23 protein-coding genes are annotated in these 22,099 nt (G+C 40.9%); 19 read left to right on the forward strand and 4 right to left on the reverse strand.

Annotation, left to right across the window (positions count from 1 at the left end):
- A partial coding sequence (locus QVD32_RS02605) for a thioredoxin domain-containing protein (RefSeq protein ID WP_287710122.1) occupies positions 1-196 on the reverse strand: 196 nt, incomplete at its 3' end.
- A 99-nt stretch (positions 197-295) separates the two neighbouring features.
- Here QVD32_RS02605 and QVD32_RS02610 point away from each other — a divergent pair.
- The 5 genes from QVD32_RS02610 (at position 296) to QVD32_RS02630 (ending at position 3,417) form a co-directional block, all read left to right on the forward strand.
- Entirely contained in the window at positions 296-679 is a 384-nt protein-coding gene (locus QVD32_RS02610; RefSeq protein WP_118687321.1) for a DUF6565 domain-containing protein, read from the forward strand.
- Between the two features lie 718 nt (positions 680-1,397).
- Positions 1,398-1,607, forward strand: a complete 210-nt coding sequence (locus tag QVD32_RS02615) for a hypothetical protein (protein ID WP_021891295.1) — start codon at positions 1,398-1,400, stop codon at positions 1,605-1,607.
- A gap of 179 nt (positions 1,608-1,786) precedes the next feature.
- Entirely contained in the window at positions 1,787-2,452 is a 666-nt protein-coding gene (locus QVD32_RS02620) for a hypothetical protein (RefSeq protein WP_008861463.1), read from the forward strand.
- Positions 2,453-2,667: 215 nt separating this feature from the next.
- Entirely contained in the window at positions 2,668-2,880 is a 213-nt protein-coding gene (locus QVD32_RS02625; protein WP_147401594.1) for a hypothetical protein, read from the forward strand.
- A 174-nt stretch (positions 2,881-3,054) separates the two neighbouring features.
- Positions 3,055-3,417 (forward strand): hypothetical protein, encoded by a 363-nt coding sequence (locus QVD32_RS02630; RefSeq protein ID WP_021891294.1) that lies wholly within the window; start codon positions 3,055-3,057, stop codon positions 3,415-3,417.
- Positions 3,418-3,475: 58 nt separating this feature from the next.
- Here QVD32_RS02630 and QVD32_RS02635 read toward each other — a convergent pair whose 3' ends face one another.
- Positions 3,476-4,018 carry a nitroreductase family protein gene (locus tag QVD32_RS02635; RefSeq protein ID WP_008861466.1) on the reverse strand — a complete coding sequence of 181 codons (543 nt, stop codon included), beginning with the start codon at positions 4,016-4,018 and terminating at the stop codon, positions 3,476-3,478.
- Positions 4,019-4,024: 6 nt separating this feature from the next.
- Complete coding sequence (locus QVD32_RS02640; protein ID WP_008861467.1) at positions 4,025-4,633, reverse strand: riboflavin synthase; 609 nt, start codon at positions 4,631-4,633, stop codon at positions 4,025-4,027.
- A gap of 130 nt (positions 4,634-4,763) precedes the next feature.
- Between QVD32_RS02640 and QVD32_RS02645 the strand changes: the two genes are divergently transcribed.
- The 4 genes from QVD32_RS02645 (at position 4,764) to QVD32_RS02660 (ending at position 8,299) form a co-directional block, all read left to right on the forward strand.
- Positions 4,764-6,338: a DUF4435 domain-containing protein gene (locus QVD32_RS02645; protein ID WP_008861468.1), complete on the forward strand. Its 1,575-nt coding sequence runs from the start codon at positions 4,764-4,766 to the stop codon at positions 6,336-6,338.
- Positions 6,331-7,215, forward strand: coding sequence for a 1,4-dihydroxy-2-naphthoate polyprenyltransferase (locus QVD32_RS02650; protein WP_008861469.1), 885 nt, complete (start codon positions 6,331-6,333; stop codon positions 7,213-7,215). Before QVD32_RS02645 ends, QVD32_RS02650 begins: the two co-directional genes overlap by 8 nt.
- A complete protein-coding gene (locus QVD32_RS02655; RefSeq protein ID WP_008861470.1) occupies positions 7,212-7,742 on the forward strand; it encodes a hypothetical protein in 531 nt (176 codons plus the stop codon). Before QVD32_RS02650 ends, QVD32_RS02655 begins: the two co-directional genes overlap by 4 nt.
- A 131-nt stretch (positions 7,743-7,873) precedes the next feature.
- Positions 7,874-8,299 (forward strand): Hsp20/alpha crystallin family protein, encoded by a 426-nt coding sequence (locus QVD32_RS02660; protein ID WP_008861471.1) that lies wholly within the window; start codon positions 7,874-7,876, stop codon positions 8,297-8,299.
- Between the two features lie 66 nt (positions 8,300-8,365).
- Here QVD32_RS02660 and QVD32_RS02665 read toward each other — a convergent pair whose 3' ends face one another.
- A complete protein-coding gene (locus QVD32_RS02665) occupies positions 8,366-9,547 on the reverse strand; it encodes a glycosyltransferase (RefSeq protein ID WP_008861472.1) in 1,182 nt (393 codons plus the stop codon).
- A 270-nt stretch (positions 9,548-9,817) separates the two neighbouring features.
- Here QVD32_RS02665 and QVD32_RS02670 point away from each other — a divergent pair, with 270 nt between their 5' ends.
- From QVD32_RS02670 to QVD32_RS02715, 10 genes are all read left to right on the forward strand, one after another.
- Positions 9,818-10,615, forward strand: coding sequence for a polysaccharide biosynthesis/export family protein (locus QVD32_RS02670; RefSeq protein ID WP_021891291.1), 798 nt, complete (start codon positions 9,818-9,820; stop codon positions 10,613-10,615).
- 16 nt (positions 10,616-10,631) lie between these two features.
- Positions 10,632-12,974 carry a GumC family protein gene (locus tag QVD32_RS02675; RefSeq protein WP_021891290.1) on the forward strand — a complete coding sequence of 781 codons (2,343 nt, stop codon included), beginning with the start codon at positions 10,632-10,634 and terminating at the stop codon, positions 12,972-12,974.
- Positions 12,975-12,977: 3 nt separating this feature from the next.
- Entirely contained in the window at positions 12,978-14,219 is a 1,242-nt protein-coding gene (locus QVD32_RS02680) for a hypothetical protein (protein WP_021891289.1), read from the forward strand.
- A complete protein-coding gene (locus QVD32_RS02685) occupies positions 14,216-15,622 on the forward strand; it encodes a lipopolysaccharide biosynthesis protein (RefSeq protein ID WP_021891288.1) in 1,407 nt (468 codons plus the stop codon). The genes QVD32_RS02680 and QVD32_RS02685 overlap by 4 nt, the downstream gene beginning before the upstream one ends.
- 155 nt (positions 15,623-15,777) lie before the next feature.
- The gene (locus QVD32_RS02690) at positions 15,778-16,890 is read left to right on the forward strand and encodes a glycosyltransferase family 4 protein (protein WP_021891287.1); all 1,113 of its coding nucleotides are present in this window, start codon (positions 15,778-15,780) and stop codon (positions 16,888-16,890) included.
- The gene (locus tag QVD32_RS02695) at positions 16,890-17,864 is read left to right on the forward strand and encodes an acyltransferase family protein (RefSeq protein ID WP_021891286.1); all 975 of its coding nucleotides are present in this window, start codon (positions 16,890-16,892) and stop codon (positions 17,862-17,864) included. Before QVD32_RS02690 ends, QVD32_RS02695 begins: the two co-directional genes overlap by 1 nt.
- An 83-nt stretch (positions 17,865-17,947) precedes the next feature.
- Positions 17,948-19,087 (forward strand): glycosyltransferase, encoded by a 1,140-nt coding sequence (locus tag QVD32_RS02700; protein WP_252206154.1) that lies wholly within the window; start codon positions 17,948-17,950, stop codon positions 19,085-19,087.
- A gap of 75 nt (positions 19,088-19,162) precedes the next feature.
- Entirely contained in the window at positions 19,163-20,227 is a 1,065-nt protein-coding gene (locus tag QVD32_RS02705; RefSeq protein WP_021891284.1) for a radical SAM protein, read from the forward strand.
- A gap of 21 nt (positions 20,228-20,248) precedes the next feature.
- Positions 20,249-21,346, forward strand: a complete 1,098-nt coding sequence (locus QVD32_RS02710) for a glycosyltransferase family 4 protein (RefSeq protein WP_021891283.1) — start codon at positions 20,249-20,251, stop codon at positions 21,344-21,346.
- 112 nt (positions 21,347-21,458) lie between these two features.
- Positions 21,459-22,094 carry a DUF4136 domain-containing protein gene (locus tag QVD32_RS02715; RefSeq protein WP_021891282.1) on the forward strand — a complete coding sequence of 212 codons (636 nt, stop codon included), beginning with the start codon at positions 21,459-21,461 and terminating at the stop codon, positions 22,092-22,094.
- The last annotated feature ends 5 nt before the right edge of the window (positions 22,095-22,099 follow it).

Raw genomic sequence — 22,099 nt, forward strand, 5'->3', positions numbered from 1 at the left:
CCTTTTCGTCTGCGATGTAAAACGTTGGAACGTAATAGTAATCATATTGGTCTGCAATATCGGGGTGTTCGGTTTCTTCAATGGTTTCGATGATAATGTCTTTATATTCGGGACGTTTTTTCAATTCGTCGATGTAATTGAATGCCCGTTTACAAAATGGGCAACGAGCTTGATAGAATAATTTGATGGGCTTCATTTTCGTAGATTGTTTTTTATATACAAATATACTTTCTATTTTGGAGTGTAGTATTTTTACTTGTATTATTTTTGTATGAAATGTAAAATATGAAAATATATGAAACGTTTTTATCAAATGGGTTTAATTGTTACGGTGATTTCAGTATTATCGCTCGTATCGTGCGGAGTGCACAGTAAAAATTCGTATTTGAAAGAGTTCGAATCATTTGTGGATAAAGTGGAGAATACCGATTTCGACACCGAGGCGGAGTGGAACGAGGCATTGAAAGAATACGAGCGGTTTACCACAACGTATTATGAAGAGTATAAAGATAAACTGACCGAAGAAGATTTAGTGGAGATTGGACGCTTGCAGGGACGTTTTATGAAAGCATCGATGACAAGAGGTGCTAAATTTATCGAAAAAAATTTCAATGATGCCATACAGCAGGCATCCGGATTACTCGATGGTCTATTCGAAGAGAATGAAGACGAAGAATAAGAAGCTGTTTTAAATTTATTGAGAAATAATATTATCATTTCAAGCAGGTATGTTCCGGCCATGTTGAGCCCCTGTCTCGCATCTTGAATCCCTTGATTTTTGTCAATAGCCCGCTATTGACTGCATATCTCGGACTCCAATCTGCTTCAACATGGGTCTCAATCTGTCTCGGAATAAATTTAAAACAGCTTCTAAATTTTAACGTCTTGTTTTTTATCCCCGGAGCGATCCTTCGGGGCTTTTTTATTAAAAGCCGGTTCGAATAAAAAATTACGGAGATAGACTTTGTTCCCTTGTGATGTTTCTTTGTGTTTGGATATAAGGTGCGATTCAATAGAAAAAATAAGTAAAACTCTTTTTTCTGCACTTACCTTTCACTACTTTTGTAAAGTATGTGAAAATGAAGTATGACTTGGCGGAATAAAATTCTGTGTTTGTCTTTCGTTATTTTTGCAGGGGAGAGGGGCAGCCCTTTCCATACATATTAAATTAAAAAGAAGCGTTATGCTTGTCTTGTAGTTTGAAAACCTGAGAAATTTTCTAAACGAGATACAAGGTTAGGCATGGTGGTTCTCGCGCATCACGGGCGTGGGCTGCTATCTCATATCTGTATCTCGGGTTTTCTCAGGACCTTCAAACTGCGGTGTGAGTGTTCAGTTCCACGCTTCGTTGTTATATTAAACCTTCTTATGGGGACGGTAAGAAGAATCTTTTCGCTATGAAACCGATAGGGGAACTCATTAAAGAGCGATTGAAAGCCGAGGAGCGCAGTGTCGCTTGGTTTGCCCGCAAACTCTCTTGCAGCCGGGCCAATGTGTACAAGATATTCTGCAAAGAGTATATCGATACCGAGTTGCTCACCCGTATTTCTCGAATCTTGAACTACGATTTTTTTCAATATTTCTCTGAACACTTGAAAGAGGAGTAAGCCGTTTGTTTGACTTTTTGACGGGATAAATGTTTCACGTAGAGGGCTGTGAAGGGGTTTCCAATCGGTGTTCAATTTCTACTTATTTGCGACAGTAGTGTCAATTTATAGATGATATGAGATTGTTCTTAATTTCTCTTTTTGGGATTTTATTTGCATAATAAAATAATAAAGAGGAAATGAGAAAATTCAAACTACTATTGATAAGTGTTTTGTTTCCGTGTATGTGTATGGGTGAAGGTGCTTATCATGAGGATAATGAGTTTATTATAAGGGCTGGATTCACAGGCTCTCATTTGCGTTATAAGGATAATATAGGGGGGACTGTAAATGTATCGTATATTCCATTTGAAATAAATTCTTGTGGGATTGGGTGGAATGCCAATTTTACAAAGACTAAGGATTATTATAGTATCAGTCCGTTGGGTGCGACAGCAACATTATTAACATTCTTGGGGTATACAGTGTCGTCAGAGATGGATAGTTGGATTCGGACTGTATTGTTTTGTATGGCCGCAGAAAGTATGGGATTGTATATTCCCATTGGGAAAAATTTTGAGTTACAGCCCTATTGGAGTTTATTAAGATTATCCAAATGGCAGAAAGAAAAAATACTTATTACCGGAGCTTTTGGTTTAGCCGCTACGGTTTATATAAAAAAGTTTTCTATAACTGCTTATGGAGAGTATTCCTATGGATATGGAAATTCCGATTGGTGGGGCGAAACACTTAGTAATGTTTTTACAGATGCAGAGGACACTTATTACAATAGGTATGAAAAGCCCTGTACCCCTTTCAAAGGTTGGATCTATGGGGTTACATTAGGATTTAGTTTTAATCTTTAATATTGTGATCCAGAGTTCTAAATAAATAGATAAGGACAAGCCGAAAACCTTATAGAGTAGGCATTAATATAAATTATTTATTATGAGAAAGTTGTTTTTATTAGGAATGCTGGTTGTTGTACCTTTTGTATTTGCAGTGCAATATTCTGGAACCGACGTGGAAGAAATGCAAAAAGAACGGTGTGGAGGCTATTCCAATCCTCCTTGTAAATGTTGTGATGGTAAGGGGCGTACTGAGTGTACAATGTGTGACGGTACTGGGTGGCGTATATGCTCTTTTTGTGGTGGTGAAGGAACTATTGATCGAGGAAATGGGAAAGAAACATGTGCTAATTGCAATGGAAAAGGGCAATTTAAGTGTGGATATTGCAAAAAAGGAGAACGTATATGTACCTGTTGTAATGGAACTGGTAAACAGAGACATGTAGGACGATGAGTTGTTATTCGGTTGTGCCTTTATTGTTTCGTTTTTTTAGTCTATTTGTGAGAGTTCAGCTCTAAGAATAAGCTAATTAACGAGATGACAGATGTGAAAAAGACTGTGTTGAACCGCATTATGAGATTAGAAATTTTATAGAGTAGGAGTAAATATGATTTTGATTATGAGGAAGATATATTCGAAATTGATTGTTTTATTCTATGTTTTATGTTGTAACACATCAATTCTGTTTGCCCAAAAGGATATAGAACAAGAGAAGATAGGCTGTTATTGTAATACAGTGGAAGTAGAAAAATCTTGTCATCGATGTGGAGGTAAATTAAAAAGTGCAGTGATAAAAGGAAAGAAGAAGTGTCCTAATTGTAAAGGCTCCGGAACTGTTAAAAGCTACGATAATGGAAGATCGGTGAGGGTGAAGTGTACGGTAGAGCATAATGGGTATGATGCCAGTGTTGGTGGTTATTTTATTTATGAGTATAAATCTGGATTGAAATGCGAAAATTGTGGCGAAGAATATAGCCGATAATAAAACAGACGGAATTGTAAAAAAAACAATTCCGTCTGTTTTATTATTGTATAAGTATTCAATACTTATTATACGAAATCACCTCGTCGGCAGATTTTCGTTTTTTCTCCCGAAGCGGTTGGGTGGAGTATCCCACTACGATGTCGAGAATGACTCGTTTCTTATCGGGAATATGCAGTAGTTTACGCACGGCTTTCTCGTCGAACCAACCGAGTATGCAACTGCCCAATCCTTCGGCAGTGGCGGCGAGGGTGATGTGTGCGGCAGCTATACCGATGTCGAGCAGCGGAAATTGTTTGTCCTTGATGAGCCCGCCTATGCCCGATGTGAAATTGGGTCGCTCCTCCACGACAAGGATATGCACGGGAGCCTGTTTGGTGAAGTGGTTCATGCCCAATATGCGGCTGGCCACGGCATCGGCCACTTGGTTTCGCAACTCGGGTTCGTCCACTACGATGAAGTGCCACGGTTGCGCATTGCAGGCCGAGGGTGCTATACGGGCGGCTTCGAGAATACGCCGTATTTTTTCGGGTTCGACCGGACGTTCGGGATCGTACTGGCGGTCGCTTTGCCGGTGGTTGATAATTTCGTAGATATCCATTTTGTTCTAATCTTTTTCGAAGTGCATGATACGGCTGATGTATTTGCCGATAATGTCGAATTCGAGGTTCACTATACTGCCTTCCTTGATTTGGTGGAAATTGGTATGCTCGTAGGTGTAGGGAATGATCGCCACTTGGAAACTGTTGTCTTGCGAGTTGCATACGGTGAGGCTTACCCCGTTCACGGTAACCGATCCTTTCTCTACGGTCATATAGCCTTTGGCAGCCATTTCGGGATTGAGGTCGTAGGTGAAGGTATAGTATCGGCTTCCGTCGACAAGATCGATTTTTGTGCAGCGGGCTGTCTGGTCCACATGGCCTTGCACGATGTGTCCGTCGAGGCGGCCGTTCATGAGCATGCTACGTTCGAGATTCACTTTGTCTCCGACAGAGAGAGTCCCTAAGTTGCTGCGTTCGAGGGTTTCTTGTATGGCAGTGACCGTATAGTGATCTCCTTCGATGTTTACGACCGTGAGGCACACGCCGTTGTGAGCGACGCTTTGGTCGATTTTCAATTCGTGAGCGAACGAACTTTTGAGCGTAAGGTGCAAATTCCCGTTATCCCGTTTCAAGGCAACGATGGGAGCGGCTTCTTCGACAATTCCTGAAAACATAATTTAATGAATTAGGGGTTATAAATAGACAAAGTCAAAAATACGAAAATTGTTCGGATTGTTATGCCGTTTATTCCCGAAAATAGTTATTTTTGAGAAAGGATTTCCTTTCATGTTAAAAAGTGCTACTATGGAAATATTGCTCCCGAAAAGAAACGATAGCGCACAAACCGAAAAACTGTTGTCGCGGACGGTAACGGTCGTTGGCGCGAATGGAGCCGGAAAAAGCCGGTTCGGAGTGGAAATAGCTCGACGGATACAAGACCATGCTTTTTGGCTTTCGGCTCAAAAGGCATTGTGCATTATGCCGCCTCACGAAGTTTGGCCGGGGTCTATCGAAGCCATGTATCAGGAGTTTATGGAGTATTCTTACTATGTATCGAAGGATACCCCTACCGAATTCGACCAGTTGCTTTTCTTGCTGTTGAGCGAGGAGTGCCGCAATCTGTTCGAGTATAAATTCAAAACGCCAAAGGGGGGGCATATCGACTTCCCCGAGACTCGTTTGGATAGAGTTCAAAAGCTGTGGGAACGGGTTTTCCCGAGAAATAAAATGTTGCGGGCCGAGGGGCGTTTGTTGATTCAAAGCGAGAATTCGGAGCCTTTCAATCCTTTGCGACTGAGTTCGGGGGAGAAGGCGGTGCTCTATTATATAGCAGGTGTGCTGTTTGCTATGCCCAATGCTGTGATTTTGGTGGAAGATCCTGAATTCTATCTGCACCATTCCATTATGAAATCGCTGTGGGATTCGATTGAGAACTTGCGCAAGGATTGTACTTTTGTTTATCTGACGCACGATTTGGATTTCGCGGCTTCGCGTGTCGAGAGTACTTGTATTTGGGTCCGTTCGTTCGATGCCGACCGCATGAGTTGGGACTATGAGTTTATCCGTAACGACGACTCTTTTCCCGAAGGCATGTATTTGGATATATTGGGCAGCCGCAAACCGGTATTGTTTATCGAGGGAGCAGCTACCGGAAGTATCGATGTGAAACTCTATCCCTATATTTTCCCTGAATACACCGTGAAGCCGTTGGGTGGTTGTAATAAGGTAATAGAAGCGACAAGGGCTTTTGCCGATTTGAAGGAGATACACCATCTCGAATCTAGGGGAATTGTCGACAGGGATCGGCGGACGGAGCGAGAAGTCGAGTATTTGCGCAGTCGTCATGTGTATGTGCCCGAAGTAGCGGAAGTGGAGAATCTGTTAATGCTCGAAGGGGTGATTCGCTCGGTTGCCCGACGTATGAAACGAAACGAGAACAAAGTATTCGAAATAGTAAAAAACAATGTCATTCAGTTGTTCGCACAAGAGATAGAGTCGCAGGCATTGTTACATACCCGTCACCGCATACGGCGTGATTTGGAATATAAAATCGACCGGAGGTTCAACGATATCGGTTCGTTCGAGGACCATATCGACCATTTGACGGACGATACCGATGTACGCGGACTTTATAATATGATTTGCAGTCAATTCCGTACATTTGTCAAGAACAGAGATTACCGGTCGATATTGAAGGTTTACAATCAGAAGTCGATGTTGACGAACAGTAATGTCTGTAACCTGTGCGGATTGGCGAATAAAGATAAATATTTGAGGGTGATACTTTCCATATTGCGGGAAGATAGACCGGAAGCCGAGGGCATACGCTCTACGATACGGGCCTGTTTCGGATTGGATAAAGAAGAGTCTCATGGTTAAGGATTGGATTTCGGCGGCTCGTCCGCGCACGCTGCCGGCATCGGCCAGCCCGGTGATCGCCGCTTCGGCTTATGCCTTTTATGCCGGTACATTTCGTTGGGTTCCCGCCGTGTTGTGTTTGTTGTTCGCTTTATTGGCACAAGTCGCCTCTAATATGGCGAACGACTACTTCGATTATGTGAAGGGGAGCGATAAAGCCGGTAGGGTAGGACCTCGTCGAGCCGTCGCTTCGGGCGATATAACTCCGCGAGCCATGCTTATGGGTACATTCTGCGTTTTAGGAGTGGCTTGTGCGGTAGGATTGGGACTTGTTTTTTTTGCCGGTTGGCAGTTGATACCGATAGGTGTGATTATAGCGGTGTTTGCATTGGCCTATACGGCAGGTCCTTATCCGTTGGCCTATCACGGATTGGGCGATGTAACCGTGTTTTTGTTTTTCGGTCTGGTTGCTGTGAACATGACCTATTATGTACAGGCTTTACAGTTCGATGCAGATGTGTTTCTGCTGTCGATCGCTATGGGATTGTTGTCTATAAATATTCTGTTGGTGAATAATTATCGGGACATGGAAGAAGACGCTGCGGCGAATAAACGAACGACGGTGGTGCTGTTCGGGAGGCGTTTTGCTTTGTGGTGGTATTTTGTGAACGGGGTGATCGCCGTTTTGTTGCTTTTACCTTGTTTGGCAGATTTCGGAATCGTGTATATATTTTTACCAGCCATTGTATATCTGTTTCTTCATATAAAGACAGGGTTGGCGATTAAGCAGCGGGTGGGTGAGGCATTGAATCCCCTGCTGGGAGCGACGGCTCGGAATCTACTCGTTTTTACGATTTTGGTTTCTGTGGTGTGGATATGTAAAGGATTAGGATTATGAGCAGGACGATTTTATTCATTGCCGCATTTTGGTTGGCTGTGCCATTGTGGGGGCAGTCGGGTATTATGCCGCGCCGAAGTTCTTCTATAAAAATTCCGAGTCAGGAAACAATGGAGAAAATAACCGAAGCCGACCCCGAGTTGGTAAGTCGGGAACCGGTATCGACATTATCCGATACGATATCTCGGGCGTTGCTGTTTTCTCCGGTAGCTGTCGATATGTTAGGGTTCGATAAACGTATGAGCGATACGAAAGAAAGTTTCCTTTTGCGAAACAATACACCTTATCGGTTGTCTCGGGTAGTCTTGAAAATGATTTATCGTACCCCAGACGGTCAAATGATCGATTATCGTACTCGCATGGTGGATTGTGATCTTTTGCCTCGTTCGACTCGCAAGTGTGAAATCGAGAGTTTCGACCGTTCGAAAAATTATTATCATGTCGATTCTCCCCCGTCTCGTGTGTCTGGACGTCCGTTCAAAGTGAGTTTCCTGCTATTGAGATATGATATTGTGATAGAGCCGTAACTCTTTTTTATAACTTCTCGTCAACTTTAACGCCTTACGGTTGACCCAAAAGGGGTATCTCCTTGTTTTAAGAGTGATTGTCGGAATAACCCGGCAACGTTAATTTATAAACTTATTTAGGAGGTATAATTATGACACCTGCAAAGCATCAACAAAACTGGCTCCCCGGAATTTTTAACGATTTCTTCGGAAATGAATGGATCGCTAAAACTAGCAGTGCGGCTCCGGCCATTAATATTGTAGAAACGGAAAAGGAATATGAGGTCCAAATTGCAGCACCGGGTATTACCAAAGACGACTTCGATATAACGGTCGACAAAGAAAATCATTTGGTCGTTACGGTAGAGCACAAACAAGAGGAAAGCGAAAAGGATAAAAAAGGACGTTATTTGCGCCGAGAATTTTCGTATTCGCAATTTCAACAGACTTTGATTTTACCGGATAATGTCAATACGGATGCCATTGAAGCACATCAGAACAACGGTGTATTGACAGTGATGATTCCGAAAAAGCAAACTCCTATGATGGCAGAAAAAAAGAAAATTATGGTAAAATAAACTTTTTCTGCATGGATAGCATACATAAAAGAGAGGGCTGCAATTTGCGGCCCTCTCTTTTATGTATTATCGCCACGTGAAATTCTTTTTTCTCGTTACAGAACCTATTACCTTGAAATAAAGGTTTATACATGGTTGTATGAAGGAAAAGAACGGTAAGGAGAAAAAAAGTCTCGGTTTGCGGAGTATTTTTGCAGCCCGTCGATAGACGATGACTTTGATCGAGAATAAAGACAAGGCCAGTATCGAGGCCAAAACAGCGGTTGTCCAATTATGTATGATGCCCTCTACCCATAGACAAACGAACAGAATATCGAAAGCATAATCAAAGAACTTAGCTATGCCGAATATCGATTTGGCTGTGGTATGAAGGTATTTGGAAGTAAAGTCGTATTGTAGCTTCAATTCTTTCCATGCTTCGTAGTTATCCTGATAAGTCGCGGTCATTTGTCCCGCTTCGGATATTTCTACACGGGTGTTGGTTCGGTTGGCTATCTCGTTGATGAACAGGTCGTCGTCTCCGTAGTGCAGATGTAGAAATTTGGAAAACCCTTTATTTTTGAAGAATAATTCTTTACGGTATGCCATGTTGGAACTTACTCCCATATAAGGCCGATTGATGAGGGCGAAAGACAAATATCGGATAGAAAATAACAGTTGGTCATAAGAGCAATACCAGAAAGAGAATTTTTCTTTTTCCTTTCGTTCAATGGCCGTATAGCCTAAAACAATGTCGATTCCGGGAACGAAGTTTCGGGCGATAGTGGCCAACCATTCGTTGTTTCTTGGATCGCAATTGGCGTTTGTGAATACGACTATATCGTATCGAGCGGCTTTTATACCGAGGGTCAGAGCCAGTTTTTTATGGCTTAGGTTGCGCGATCCTTCCGGTACGTAGGTGTGGTATAGATTTTTATATTGCGTCTCCAAAACGGAGAGTATGTCTTTGGAATCGTCGGTTGAATCGTCATTGACTACGATGACTTCGAATTCGGGGTATGCCTGATTTAGAATTTTGGGCATGTATTTAACGAGGTTTTCGGCATCGTTTTGGGCATAAACGATTACCGATACCGCAGGATATTGGTGGGTATATTCTATTTTTCCGTTTTTTTCTTTTTGATAAAAGTGAAAGGGGCGATTGAAAAGATAAAATTGATAGATTATTTCGATAATCCAAATCAGAATCAGTATCCCCAAGCAATATATTTCTGGGGTAGAAAAATCCCAAGAAAAGTTTAAATCCATAACGTGTGATAAAATGAATTACAAACGTACATAAACTTTTTCAAACAGACCGTTTGAAATGATTTTAATATTCTTTTTTATCGAAGACCGATAGAAAATAGTATATTAAGAAGCTGTATGTAAGAACTTTTCGTGAATGGTGAAAAATTGTAAGAAAAAAATTGTAATAAAGGTTCAAAAAGATGTTGAGATATGTATAATAAAAGGGCTTGGTACAACGTTATAAAATAGAATTATACCGGGCTAATCCGGACGGAAAAGAATAATGTAATGAAAATAAATGTGTTAAGTGCTATTGTCTTATTGCTTGTGGTTTCTTCCTGTTCAACCAGTAAGACTGCTTATTTTGAAAATTTGGATATTGAAGAGATGAGCGGAAAGATGGATGTAGGCAATTATGAATTGCGAATAGCTCCCGACGATATGCTATCGATAACGGTTTCGTCGGTTGTTCCCGATGCGGCCGCACCTTATAATTTACCGGCTGTTTCCTATTCTGAGCCGGGGAAGCAAGAGCTGACGATTGTGCCTAATTTACAAGTCTATACGGTAGATAAAAATGGCTATATCTATTTCCCGATAGTAGGGCGTATTCGAGCCGAAGGAATGACCCGCAATGAACTGTCGAAGTTTATAGAGGATAAAATTCGTCCTGAGCTGAAAGACCCTTTTGTATTGGTACAATTCATGAATTTTAAAGTCGTTGTACTGGGCGAAGTGAAAACCCCGGGGCAGATATCGGTACAAACAGAGCGTATGTCGATACTCGATGCCATAGGTGCGGCAGGAGATTTGACTATCTATGGTGAACGGAAAAATGTATTGTTGATGCGGGAAGAAAATGGTAAGCGGATTTTTCATCGTTTCGATTTGACCGATCAATCTCTATTTGAATCGCCCTATTTTTATTTAAGACAGAACGATGTCGTTTACGTTATGCCGAATAAAGCGCAGCGAAATAATTCGAATTACAATCAATTGGCACAATATCGCATATCTGTGGTGAGTACTGTTGTGAGTGCCATTTCGGTGTTGGCATCGTTGGCGATAGCATTGTTCATTAAGTAATGAAAAGATTTTTTTTATGGAAGAAAAATATACCTCGGAAAGAAGAAATGATAATATCGATATCGTCGCTTTATGGCGTGCCGCATGTAGAAAATGGTATCTCTTTGTAGGGTCGATTGTTGTTTGTGTAGCGTTGGTAGTTTGTTATTTGAAGATTGCCAAGCCTGTATATGAGGTTTCTGCCGATATTCTTGTCAATGAAGATGAGAAAAAAGGCGGTGGCGGATTGTCTTCATTGATGGGGGATATTGCAGGAGGCGGATTCTCGTTAGACGGTATGATAGGTGGTGGCTCGGTGAATGACGAGATATTGGTTATTTCGTCGCATTCTTTAATTCGAGAAATGGTTCAAAGACTCGATTTGAATATATCATATACGAGCAAAAAAAACTTTTTCAAAAAGAAAGAGTATTATCGTAATTCTCCCCTTACCGTAGAAATTCCCGAATCGATGGTGGATACATTGTCGAGTGGATTTGTAGTTAAAGTTCAAACGGGTGACTCTGACGATAAAATCAAGGTCTTGTTGAAGAAAGGGTTCTTTACGACTTTGGTCGAAATGGAAGCGACATCGTTCCCGATAAAGGTAGATTATGGAGAGGGGATTATTATCGATAAGACCCAATTTTATGAGCCGGGCAAGAAGTTGAAGTTTGTCGCTCATGTTAACGGGTATGACGGCGAAGCTGAAATATTGGAGAAAAGGCTGGATATCGATTTGTCGGATAAAAAAGCTAATTGCATTTCATTAAAAATAAGGGAATCGAATAAGCAAAGAGGAAAAGATATACTCAATACGTTGATAGAATGTTATAACGAGGATGCTGTGCTGAATAAAAACTTGAAGGCGCAAAATATGCTTTCGTTTATCGATGAGCGTTTGATAACGGTAAAAGAAGAACTCCATGAAGCCGAGAGGATTGTAGAACGGTATAAAAGAGAAAACGATTTGTCCGATATAGATGCCGAAGCCAAAATCATTCTTGAAGCAAACAGTCAATACCGCAAATTACTGTTGGAAGCCGAAACACAATATTCGATTATTTCGATGGTAGATAGTTTCCTGAATAAGCCGGAAAACAAGTATTCTTTGGTTCCTGTTACGACCGGTTTGCCCGATCGGGGAGCTGCCGAGGCGATTAATGAATATAATAAATTGCTATTGGAGAGAATGCGTTTGCTTCGTACAGCAAAGGATTCGAACTTGGCTTTACGTACACTTACCGCTCAAATAGATGTCATGCGTGAGAATATATTGAATACGGTGTCGAAAGCGAAAGAAAGTTCGGATATAGCCCGTACCGATTTGAAGAAACAAGAGGAGGATTTTCGGTCTAGGTTGCGGGGATTCCCTGAGCAAGAGAGAGAGTATATGGATATAAAAAGGAATCAGCTTATTAAGAATGAATTATATACTTTCTTGATGAAGAGGCGGGAGGAGAGCGCTATGACATTGGCGGCGACTTCGCCTAAATGTAGGATTGTCAATCCGGCTTATAGTAAAAATAAACCGGTTGCACCGCAATCTTTGATTCTTTTATTGATCGCTTGTGGAATCGGATTGGTACTGCCCGTTGTCTACTTATATGGAAAGACTGTTTTCTCTGTGAAGTTCAATAACAAAAATGATTTGCGCAGATTGACAGATTTGCCTATTGCTGGTGAAATTTGTCATAGTTCTACTTCGGGCTATGTCGTTTTGAGAGAAAACAGTGTTTCTCCTGCCGCTGAAATGTTCCGTTTATTACGGTCTAATTTACAATTTATGTTGCCGGGTGGAGGAAAGGGTATTCTGTTGGTAACCTCGTCAGAACCGGGAGAAGGAAAATCGTTCGTCAGTCTTAATCTGGCTTACTCGATAGCTTTAATGAGGAAGCGTACGGTTTTGATCGATTTGGATTTGCGGAATCCGAAAATTGCTGATTATTTGGGGCTCTCGGTGACTACTGGGCTGACGAATTATTTGGTTTCGAATAAAGAAGGTGGAGAGAACGATTTGATTCATCATGTGGCACAAGAAGGCTTTCTTGATGTCATAACGGCCGGCCCCGTTCCACCGAATCCTTCCGAGCTTTTATTGTCCGAAAAATTGGATAGTTTAATGGCTCGTCTTCGAGAAAAATATGATTATGTAATTGTCGATACAGCTCCTGTGGAGAGAGTTTCTGATACGTTCTCGTTGACTCGTTTTGTCGATGCCACGTTATATGTTTGCAGGGCTGATTATACGCATAAAAATAGTGTATTCAATGTCGAGGATTTTGTAGCAGAGGGTTCTTTGAAAAATGTAATGTTCGTCTTGAACGATACGGAAATAAAAAAGACTTATGGGTATTCGGTGAAACATACAAGGGGATAAGCGATGATTTCCTTGAATAAAATATTCTATGGGCTGTTTATTCTGATGCTTGTGGCGGGGATTTATACCTATCAATTGATGTGGTTTAAAAGTTCCGACGAGTTGATTACATTGCTTTTAGCTCTTTTATGTGTACTGGATATATTAAGTAATAAGAACCATCGGCGTTATAAAGGTCTTTTTTGGATCGTAGGGATAATGACGTTTTACCTGTTGTATTCGTTGGTTGGCGTTCATTATAATACCCCTAAGGCGATATTCTATGATTTTTTTATTCAAATCAAGCCCTTCATCGCTTTTTATGTAGCTTATGCTATGGGGGTAAGGTTTACGGGAGCTCAAAAACTTTTTTTGAAAAAACTATGCGTTGTTCTCAGTGTGGCGATGCTGGGAATAATACTTGTAGGCTTAGGAGAGGCTTTCTTCTTTCATGTAGCGTACTATGGTCTTATCAGTACGGTTTTATTTTTGATATATTATTATTGCTCTTGCCAGGATATGTGCCGTAAGGACAAGATTATCATGCTGTTTATCTTGTCTGTGGGGTTTTTTAGCACACGCTCCAAATTTTATGGATTTTATGTGGCCGCACTGTATCTCTTTTTGTGGTACAAACCGGGACAATTGTCGAAAGTAAAGTTAAAGCAGTGGGTAATGATGGCTTTGGTTTTCTGTGGCGTCTTATATGTAGCTTGGGATAAAATCAATTATTATTTTATTTCTTCCGGTTTGTTTTCCGGGGAGGAGAATATGGACGAATCCTTTGCTCGGGCTGCACTATATATCAGGGCTCCTCAGGCTTTGATGGACCATTTCTTTCTGGGTTCTGGATTGGCATCGTATGCCACCTATTCTTCGGGAATAATAGGCTATTCGCTTTTGTATAAAGAATACAATTTAGATGAGGTTTGGGGACTGTTGGAAGGCGATTGTCCGTTTGTTTCCGATACCTATTTCCCGGAGTTGGTACAATTTGGAATGGTAGGGATTGTATTGTTCTTTTATTTTTGGATATGGGTATATAAAAAACTGAAAATTATTATAGGTTCTCCTTATGCGGTGCACCTCCATAAAATAGGCTTGATGATCATTTTGTTTATATTCATTGAGTCGGTTGCGGGTAGTGCTTTCTTGCAAGGTTCCGGTATTGTTGTAATGATTCTGTTGGGCTTTGTCGTAAGAGATATTTCTGTGATAAGAGAGAAAGAAACAAGGGTATCAAAAGAAGCGATGGTGAAGAAATGAATAGAAGTACGAAATTTATAAACGATATTTTTATTTATGCCATAGGAAACCTCGGATCCAAATTGATCACATTTCTTTTGGTTCCTCTATATACATATTATATATCCCCCGATGATTTTGGATATTATGATATTGTCCTGACTCTTACGTTTTTGGCAATGGGGTTTATAACGTTTCAATTGCGAGACGGTACTTTTCGTTTTTTGCTCGATAATGAAGACGAATATACTCGTAAAGGAGTCGTTTCGTTTTCCTATAAATTGATGGCCCAATCCTCTTTGGTGGTATTGTTGGTGGGGATTGTTTTTTCTTTCTTTTACGATATACGGGATTGGGGGTGGATTGTCGCATTTGTAATCACGCTTTCGTTGTATGAGGTAGAAGTCCAAATCGTAAGAGGCTTGGGACAAAATAAATCTTTTGTCTTGGCCGGTATATTGACCGCCTTTCAGATAGGATTGTACAGTTTGATTTTTGTTGCTTGGTTACGAATGGGAATTGCGGGCATATTTTGTTCCAATATATTGTCCCGTTTGGTGACAATGGTTATTATAGAATTTCGGGCACGAGTATTTAAACGCTATTTTATCGTTAGTTTTAGAGATAAGTCTCTGAATAGAGCTCTGTTGAAATATTCTTTGCCTTTGTTGCCGAATGCTGTTTGCTGGTGGCTTTTGGGAAGTTCCAGTCGATTGTTTATAGAACATTTCTTAGGTTTGGAGGCCAATGGTATATTTGCGGTAGCCATGAAATTCTCTACTATATTAGAGACATTTTCGGTGATCGTATATCAAGCATGGCAAGAGACTGCTATTAAACAGTACGGGGCGGCAGACCGGTCGAAGTTCTTTTCCAGAATATTCAATACATATATTCTCATATTGTCCGTTTTAGCGCTGATTTTTGTTTTCGTGCTGAAAATCAATTATTCATGGCTGGTGGATTCTCGTTATTTAGAGAGTTTGCAATATTTATATCCGATGTTTATCTCGGTAATTTGTTTTGCATTGGCATCGTTTTACGATTTGGGCTATCAATGTTCGAAGCAGACCGTGAGAAATCTGCCGGGAGTGATTACTACAACGGGATTGAATTTAATCATGAATTATGTTTTCATTCGTTTTATGGGTATTTGGGGAATTGTCCTTTCGTCCATTCTTTCTTATCTGTTTATGCTTGGTTTCCGGATAATCGATACGTGGAAATTTTTTCCGGTGAAGGTATCGATGGAAATCATTTATCCGATTTTGTTCTTGATAGGAGGGGCGATAGTATTTTATAGGGTAGATTCGATTATATTGCAAATCATTTATATTACAGTGATTGTGATTCTTAGCTATTGTATTCAACCGAGAACGATTCGGCAGGAATTACAAATGAAGATAAAAGCCTTGTTTAATTGAATAAAATTTTGGCATAAATAAACGAGTTCGTTGGTAATCTTATTTATACGAAGACTTACAGCATGTTGCGAAAATAGGTTACACTTGGCAGGGCCAAATTTATTTGTTTCTGCTTTCGTTTGTGCTATCTTTGCGGTAATAAATAGACTTTACGTATGAAAATCATAGTTATCAATCCCATTCTTTTTACTCATGAAAAAGGAGTTATACCACATGTAACTACTATAAAAGAGACGATGATCTATGATTTGTGTTTGGCTTATCATCGAGCCGGGCATGCTGTCACATTGATAGCGGCAGCCGATTATGCACCTGAGAGAGAGGAGACGTATGATTTTGAAGTCGTCTTTTTGAAGTCGATTGGACGAAAAATATTTCAACCGAGTGTACTTCCCTTTTTACCGGGAGTATGGAGGTACTTACAGCAAAGAAAAGGTGATGTCGATATGGTTTTAGCAAGTGAGACTTTTTCTATACCGTCATTGTTTGCTTCGCTCATTGTCCCTCGTAAAACTGTAATTTGGCAGGAATTAGGAGCTCACAATCGCAAGATGAAAACTTGGCCTTCTCGCATTTGGTATAATATAATAGCTCGCTGTTTTATGCGTAAGGCTTGGATTATACCTCGGTCGTATGTCTCGCAGCGGTTCATTCGGCGATATATGCCTCGTGTCGGCGACCCCATAGGACATGGGGTAGTAGTGACATTGGAGAAAGAGATGTCGAATAAAAAGAGCCAGTTCTTGACTGTCGGACGTTTATTTTGGGAAAAGAATGTCATATCTGTTATTCGTAAGTTCGATGCTTTTCTTTCAAAATATCCTCAATACAGAGATTACATATTGTATATAGCCGGCGATGGCGTGTTGAGAGAAGAGTATGACCGACAAATAAAAGAAATGGGGCGAGAGCGGCAAATCGTCCTATTGGGGAAACTGCCTCATAAAGAATTGTTTCGGTATTATCGGGATTCGAAGGCTTCTTTGTTCGATTCTCTGCGAGAGTTGAATATGCTGGCGATTATGGAATCTGTGGCGATGACAACGCCGGTGGTTACGAATCGTGTGCCGTTTGATAGTGAGATAGTAGAGAAGCGAAAGTTGGGAATCGCTAAAAATGACTGGAACGAGGACGATATAGCTCGAATGATAGAGCGAAATGACGAGTATGTGGAAAATTGCAGGGAATATGCTTCTTTAATTACTGTCGATGCGGTCGCTCGACGAATTATAGATTCGTTTGAGAAGGCTTCGAAATATAATAGCTGATGGGAAAGATTCGGGATATAACGTTCGATATAGCAAAGGGAATAGGGATTGTATTGGTCGTTATCGGGCATTATATTCCCGATAACGCTCCTTCGTGGTATATCGGATTTGTAAGTTTTGTCTATCATTTCCACATGCCTCTTTTTTTCATGATCGCTGGTTTTTTTTATGAGCGTTCTATAAAAAAGATAGGTTATTGGCGGTTTGTACGCTCGAAGTTCGAGCGATTGATGTTTCCCTATTTTATTCTTTCTTGGGCGATTATAGGGATTAAAATACTGGTCGACGGGTTTATGCAAGTCGATCACCCGGTTTCGATAAGCGCTTTATATCGAGTGTTTTATTTTCCGGAAGCCGGGTATTTTTTATGGTTTGTTTATGTTTTGTTTTTAATATTTTGTATCGTCCCGGTTTTTAAGTCAGGGAATCGCTTGGTACTATTGTCTCTTCTTTCGCTGGGGCTCGCTTTTTGGGATACGGCTCCCGAATATTTTTGTATTGAACAGTTTTGTTTGAATTCGATTTTTTTTGTATCAGGAATGTGGGTGGCCCGAAAATCATGGATAGAGCAAGCGATATACCGGTATTCTATTCTTTGGATTGTAATTACGATCGGCTTCTCGATCATATATGAATTTATTTCCGATAAATTTTGGATCGAAACTTTGGCCGTCCTCCTCGGTGTCACCGGTAGTTTTATGATTCTGGGCATATCCAAGTCATTATCTCGTTTAACTGTCTCATTTGTAGAATGGTTGAAGTATATAGGAACTATGTCCATGACTATATATTTGTTTCATACTCTATTTATGGGTGTGGTAAAGTCAATTTTAACACATATATTGTCGGGCGGAAATATAATAGAATTTGTGTTCGTTACGTTATTTATAGTAGGAACGGGAATAGTCTGTCCCATTTTATTGTATAAATGGGTATGGATAAAAAATAAATTTACGTCCCGAATATTTAAATAACCTGAACACGACCCATGAAGCGAATGCCACGTATCCTTTTGGTAAATAAATTTTACTATCCGAGAGGGGGAGATTGTATTTGTATGATCAATCTCGAAGCCTTGTTACGTCGTCTCGGATATGAAGTGGCCGTGTATTCTATGGTTTATTCTCAGAATTTGCCCAGTGAAATGTCGGGCTATTTTGCATCGGAAATTTCATTTTCCGATGGACTTAAAAATAAGACAAGAGCGGCTTGCCGTATCTTTGGATTAGGAGATATAAAAAAATCGTTTAAGAAGATATTGAATGATTTTCGTCCTGACATAGTCCATTTTCACAATATTCATTCTTATCTTTCTCCGGTCGTCGTAAAATTGGCGAAAGAATATGGCTGTCGTACTGTTTGGACGCTACATGATTATAAATTGTTATGTCCATCGTATAACTGCCTTTGTCAAGGGAAAATTTGTGAAGCCTGCTTTACCGATCGTTTTCAAGTATTTCGTCGGAAATGTATGAAAGGAAGCCGGATAGCCAGCGCATTGGCTTATGGAGAAGCCTTATGGTGGAATCGGAAAAAACTGCAACGCTGGGTCGATACTTTTGTTTGCCCTAGTTCTTTTATGGCACAGAAGATGAGAGCCTGCGGTTATGATTACACGAAATTATCCGTAATTTGTAATTTTATAGAACAGGATAAATTGGATTTTTTTCATTCGACAGAGATAAATGAAGGGGAAAAGTCGCGCTACTATTGCTATGTAGGTCGTTTGTCCGAGGAAAAAGGTGTACGCATGTTGCTCGAAGTGGCAGAGTCTCTGCCATTCCCTCTGTATATTGCGGGAGATGGGCCGTTGCTGAATGAGTTGCAGGCAAAATATAGTTCGGGAAATGTCATTTTTTTAGGACACCTTTCGTCTATGGAGATAGTACGATTGGTGAAACATGCGCAGACGATGGTAGTTCCTTCCATTTGGTATGAAAATAATCCGTTAAGTGTGATAGAGTCTTTGTGTATGGGAACGCCGGTTATCGGAGCCGAAGTCGGTGGAATACCGGAACTGATACGTGAGGGCGATGGTATGTTGTTCCGCATGGGAGATAAGGAAGAATTAGCCTCGGCTATTGTTTCTGTGATGTCTAAGGACAACGTGGATACACAAGGTATTGCACGACGAGCCCAAAAACGATTCTCGGAGGAACGATATTGGGCGGAATTGAAGAGTGTGTATGACTTGTGAAAACAAGATGTTCGATATATAAAATTTTTGATAGACCGGTGAAAAAGGTTTATCTTTGCATAATATTTGTAAGAAATGAAAGTTTTTGCGCCTACCGATATAAGCATTATTACCACTTATCGCTGCCCCATGCAGTGTAAGATGTGTAATATCTGGAAAAATCCGACAGATCCGCGGCTGGAAATTCAACCGGAAGAATTGGAGATTTTGCCGCATGTGAAATTTATCAATATAACAGGGGGAGAACCTTTTATTCGTGAAGATTTAGATAAGATTGTGGAGGTCGCTTTTCGAAAAGCCCCCAGAGTTGTTATTTCCACGTCGGGGTGGTTCGAGGAGCGAGTATTGGAGTTGGCGAGAAAATTCCCCAAAATAGGAATACGTATCAGTATCGAGGGTTTATCCCAAAAGAATGATGAATTACGGGGAAGAGCCGGAGGTTTTGATAAAGGGTTGAGGACTCTCTTGTCACTTAGGGAAATGGGCGTGAAGGATATTGGGTTCGGTATAACGGTGTCGAATAATAATTCCGAAGATATGCTTTCCCTATATCGTCTTTCCAAAGCCTTGAATATGGAGTTCGCTACCGCTGCGTTTCATAATTCGTATTATTTTCACAAAGATGACAATGTGATTACCAATCGCGATACCGTTTGTGGTAACTTTGCCGAGCTGATCAATATGCAAATGAGGGAAAAACACCCCAAATCATGGGCACGGGCATTTTTTAATATGGGATTGATAAACTATATCGAAGGAAATCGCCGTATGTTGCCGTGTGAAGCAGGTTTGATGAATTGTTTCATAGATCCTTATGGCGAAGTTTATCCTTGCAATGGGTTGGAAGCTAAGTATTGGAAAGAGAGTATGGGAAACATTCGACAGGCGAACTCTTTTTCGGATATTTGGAGCAGCGAACAAGCCCAACATGTGCGTAGTTTAGTACGCAAATGTCCGAAGAATTGTTGGATGGTCGGCACGGTCTCTCCGGTTATGAAGAAATTTGCTTATGCCCGTCACCCCATGGGGTGGATTATCAAAAATAAATTACGTTCTCTTTTAGGGAAACCTGTTTGTCTGGATAAGAAATGGTACGACGTGGGGCAAGATCCCATGCAGGGGAATTTAGGACGTGAGTAAACGGGGGAGGGGAGTGTTGCGATGAAGATAGTTGTAGTCGGTACTCGTGGTATCCCCGATATTCAGGGAGGTGTGGAAACACACTGTGAGGAATTATATCCCCGATTAGCTGCTATGGGACATGATGTGACGGTTGTTCGTCGTTCGTGTTACGTCACTCCCCAAAATAAGATTAAGGAGTATAGAGGTGTTCATCTAAAAGATATTTATGCTCCCCGCAGAAAAAGTATAGAAGCCATTGTTCACACTTTTTTAGCGATTATTTATGCTCGTTGGGTCGGTGCTGACGTTTTACATATCCATGCTATCGGCCCGGCTTTGTTAACCCCGTTGGCCCGGTTGTTGGGATTACGAGTGGTGATGACCCATCACGGTCCCGATTATGATAGGCAGAAGTGGAATAAGACAGCTAAGTCTGTGCTCAGATGGGGCGAACGAATGGGGGCGAATTATGCCAACGAAGTGATTGTAATTTCTACTGTGATAGATAATATTTTACGTGAAAAGTATGATCGCACGGACGCGCACTTGATTTATAATGGCGTGAATAAGCCTGTGCCGGCAAAAAACGACAGTTATATTCGGTCGTTGGGGTTGACACCTCGACGATATGTTTTGGCCGTAGGACGTTTTGTGGAGGAGAAAGGATTCGATTTACTCATAAAAGCATTTGCTCGTATTTCCGATTCGAACTGCAAATTGGTCATAGCTGGTGATGCCGACCATGAAGATCATTATTCTGTCTCTTTAAAACGGCTGGCAGAAGAACACCATGTCGTTCTCACAGGCTTCGTAAGGGGGGCTAAATTGAATGAGCTCTTTTCCCATGCGCGTTTGTTTGTCCTTCCGTCTTTTCATGAAGGACTGCCCATTGTGCTGCTCGAAGCGTTGAGTTATCGGTTGCCGGTATTGGTCAGCGACATTCCGGCAAATAGGCTTGCCTGCCTCGATGCCTCCGATTTTTTCGTCACGGGGAACATCGGCTCGTTGGAAGAGAAATTATCTTGTAAATTAGAGGGAGAAATGGAAGAACGTCATTATGATTTATCTCCTTATAATTGGGACTATATTGCGTCTCAGGTAGATTCTGTATATCGGTTAGGTAAGAAACCCCGATAATAAAAAATATTCCTTCGATAAAAATTTCCGCTATTTTCGAACTATCTTTTGTCGGTTTTGTTTTTGGAGTATAACAATGGTGTTATTACATAACAATCAAAACAAAACTGATATGAAAAAACTAATCCCAATTCTTTTTGTCGTAGCGGTATTAGCTGCATGCCAAAAAGAGCCCAGCCTTTCCAAGCTGGATGATGATTATGTGGTGTTTACCGATTATGATAAATCGGCCGACTTCGGCGAATATCTCACCTATTATATGCCGGATAGTGTCTTACTCATTACGAATAATGAAAAAGCGACCTATTGGACAAATGAAGATGCCGATTATATTCTCGAAACATTTGCCGACAATATGGCTGCTCGGGGATTCACATTGGTCGATTCGAAAGAAGATGCCGATTTAGGGTTACAGGTAAGCTATATTGAAGACGTACGTTATTTCGTCGATTATCCCAATGACTATTGGTGGTGGGGATATCCCGGATATTGGGGACCCGGATATTGGGGATCATATTGGAACAGTTGGTATTATCCCTATCCCGTAGTATATAGTTATAGTGTGAATTCATTTTTGGCCGAGTTAGTCGACTTAACGAATAAAAACAGTAGCAATCGACGGTTAACGATTCTTTGGGATTCCTATATGGCCGGATTGAAGAGTGGCTCCCCTAGATTAAATAGAAATTTAATAATCCAAGCGATAGACCAGTCGTTTGTTCAGTCTCCTTATTTGACGAATAAATAACGGGC

Origin of the sequence: Barnesiella sp. (assembly GCF_022723415.1) — a bacterium.
Taxonomy (GTDB): Bacteria; Bacteroidota; Bacteroidia; order Bacteroidales; family Barnesiellaceae; genus Barnesiella; species Barnesiella intestinihominis.

What these genes read in the sequence shown, in the direction of transcription:
- QVD32_RS02610 (WP_118687321.1), top strand. Translation starts at nt 296, where the DNA reads ATGAAACGTTTTTATCAAATGGGTTTAATTGTTACGGTGATTTCAGTA.
- QVD32_RS02615 (WP_021891295.1), top strand. Translation starts at nt 1,398, where the DNA reads ATGAAACCGATAGGGGAACTCATTAAAGAGCGATTGAAAGCCGAGGAG.
- QVD32_RS02620 (WP_008861463.1), top strand. Translation starts at nt 1,787, where the DNA reads ATGAGAAAATTCAAACTACTATTGATAAGTGTTTTGTTTCCGTGTATG.
- QVD32_RS02630 (WP_021891294.1), top strand. Translation starts at nt 3,055, where the DNA reads ATGAGGAAGATATATTCGAAATTGATTGTTTTATTCTATGTTTTATGT.
- QVD32_RS02635 (WP_008861466.1), bottom strand. Translation starts at nt 4,018, where the DNA reads ATGGATATCTACGAAATTATCAACCACCGGCAAAGCGACCGCCAGTAC.
- QVD32_RS02640 (WP_008861467.1), bottom strand. Translation starts at nt 4,633, where the DNA reads ATGTTTTCAGGAATTGTCGAAGAAGCCGCTCCCATCGTTGCCTTGAAA.
- QVD32_RS02645 (WP_008861468.1), top strand. Translation starts at nt 4,764, where the DNA reads ATGGAAATATTGCTCCCGAAAAGAAACGATAGCGCACAAACCGAAAAA.
- QVD32_RS02650 (WP_008861469.1), top strand. Translation starts at nt 6,331, where the DNA reads ATGGTTAAGGATTGGATTTCGGCGGCTCGTCCGCGCACGCTGCCGGCA.
- QVD32_RS02655 (WP_008861470.1), top strand. Translation starts at nt 7,212, where the DNA reads ATGAGCAGGACGATTTTATTCATTGCCGCATTTTGGTTGGCTGTGCCA.
- QVD32_RS02660 (WP_008861471.1), top strand. Translation starts at nt 7,874, where the DNA reads ATGACACCTGCAAAGCATCAACAAAACTGGCTCCCCGGAATTTTTAAC.
- QVD32_RS02665 (WP_008861472.1), bottom strand. Translation starts at nt 9,547, where the DNA reads ATGGATTTAAACTTTTCTTGGGATTTTTCTACCCCAGAAATATATTGC.
- QVD32_RS02670 (WP_021891291.1), top strand. Translation starts at nt 9,818, where the DNA reads ATGAAAATAAATGTGTTAAGTGCTATTGTCTTATTGCTTGTGGTTTCT.
- QVD32_RS02675 (WP_021891290.1), top strand. Translation starts at nt 10,632, where the DNA reads ATGGAAGAAAAATATACCTCGGAAAGAAGAAATGATAATATCGATATC.
- QVD32_RS02680 (WP_021891289.1), top strand. Translation starts at nt 12,978, where the DNA reads ATGATTTCCTTGAATAAAATATTCTATGGGCTGTTTATTCTGATGCTT.
- QVD32_RS02685 (WP_021891288.1), top strand. Translation starts at nt 14,216, where the DNA reads ATGAATAGAAGTACGAAATTTATAAACGATATTTTTATTTATGCCATA.
- QVD32_RS02690 (WP_021891287.1), top strand. Translation starts at nt 15,778, where the DNA reads ATGAAAATCATAGTTATCAATCCCATTCTTTTTACTCATGAAAAAGGA.
- QVD32_RS02695 (WP_021891286.1), top strand. Translation starts at nt 16,890, where the DNA reads ATGGGAAAGATTCGGGATATAACGTTCGATATAGCAAAGGGAATAGGG.
- QVD32_RS02700 (WP_252206154.1), top strand. Translation starts at nt 17,948, where the DNA reads ATGATCAATCTCGAAGCCTTGTTACGTCGTCTCGGATATGAAGTGGCC.
- QVD32_RS02705 (WP_021891284.1), top strand. Translation starts at nt 19,163, where the DNA reads ATGAAAGTTTTTGCGCCTACCGATATAAGCATTATTACCACTTATCGC.
- QVD32_RS02710 (WP_021891283.1), top strand. Translation starts at nt 20,249, where the DNA reads ATGAAGATAGTTGTAGTCGGTACTCGTGGTATCCCCGATATTCAGGGA.
- QVD32_RS02715 (WP_021891282.1), top strand. Translation starts at nt 21,459, where the DNA reads ATGAAAAAACTAATCCCAATTCTTTTTGTCGTAGCGGTATTAGCTGCA.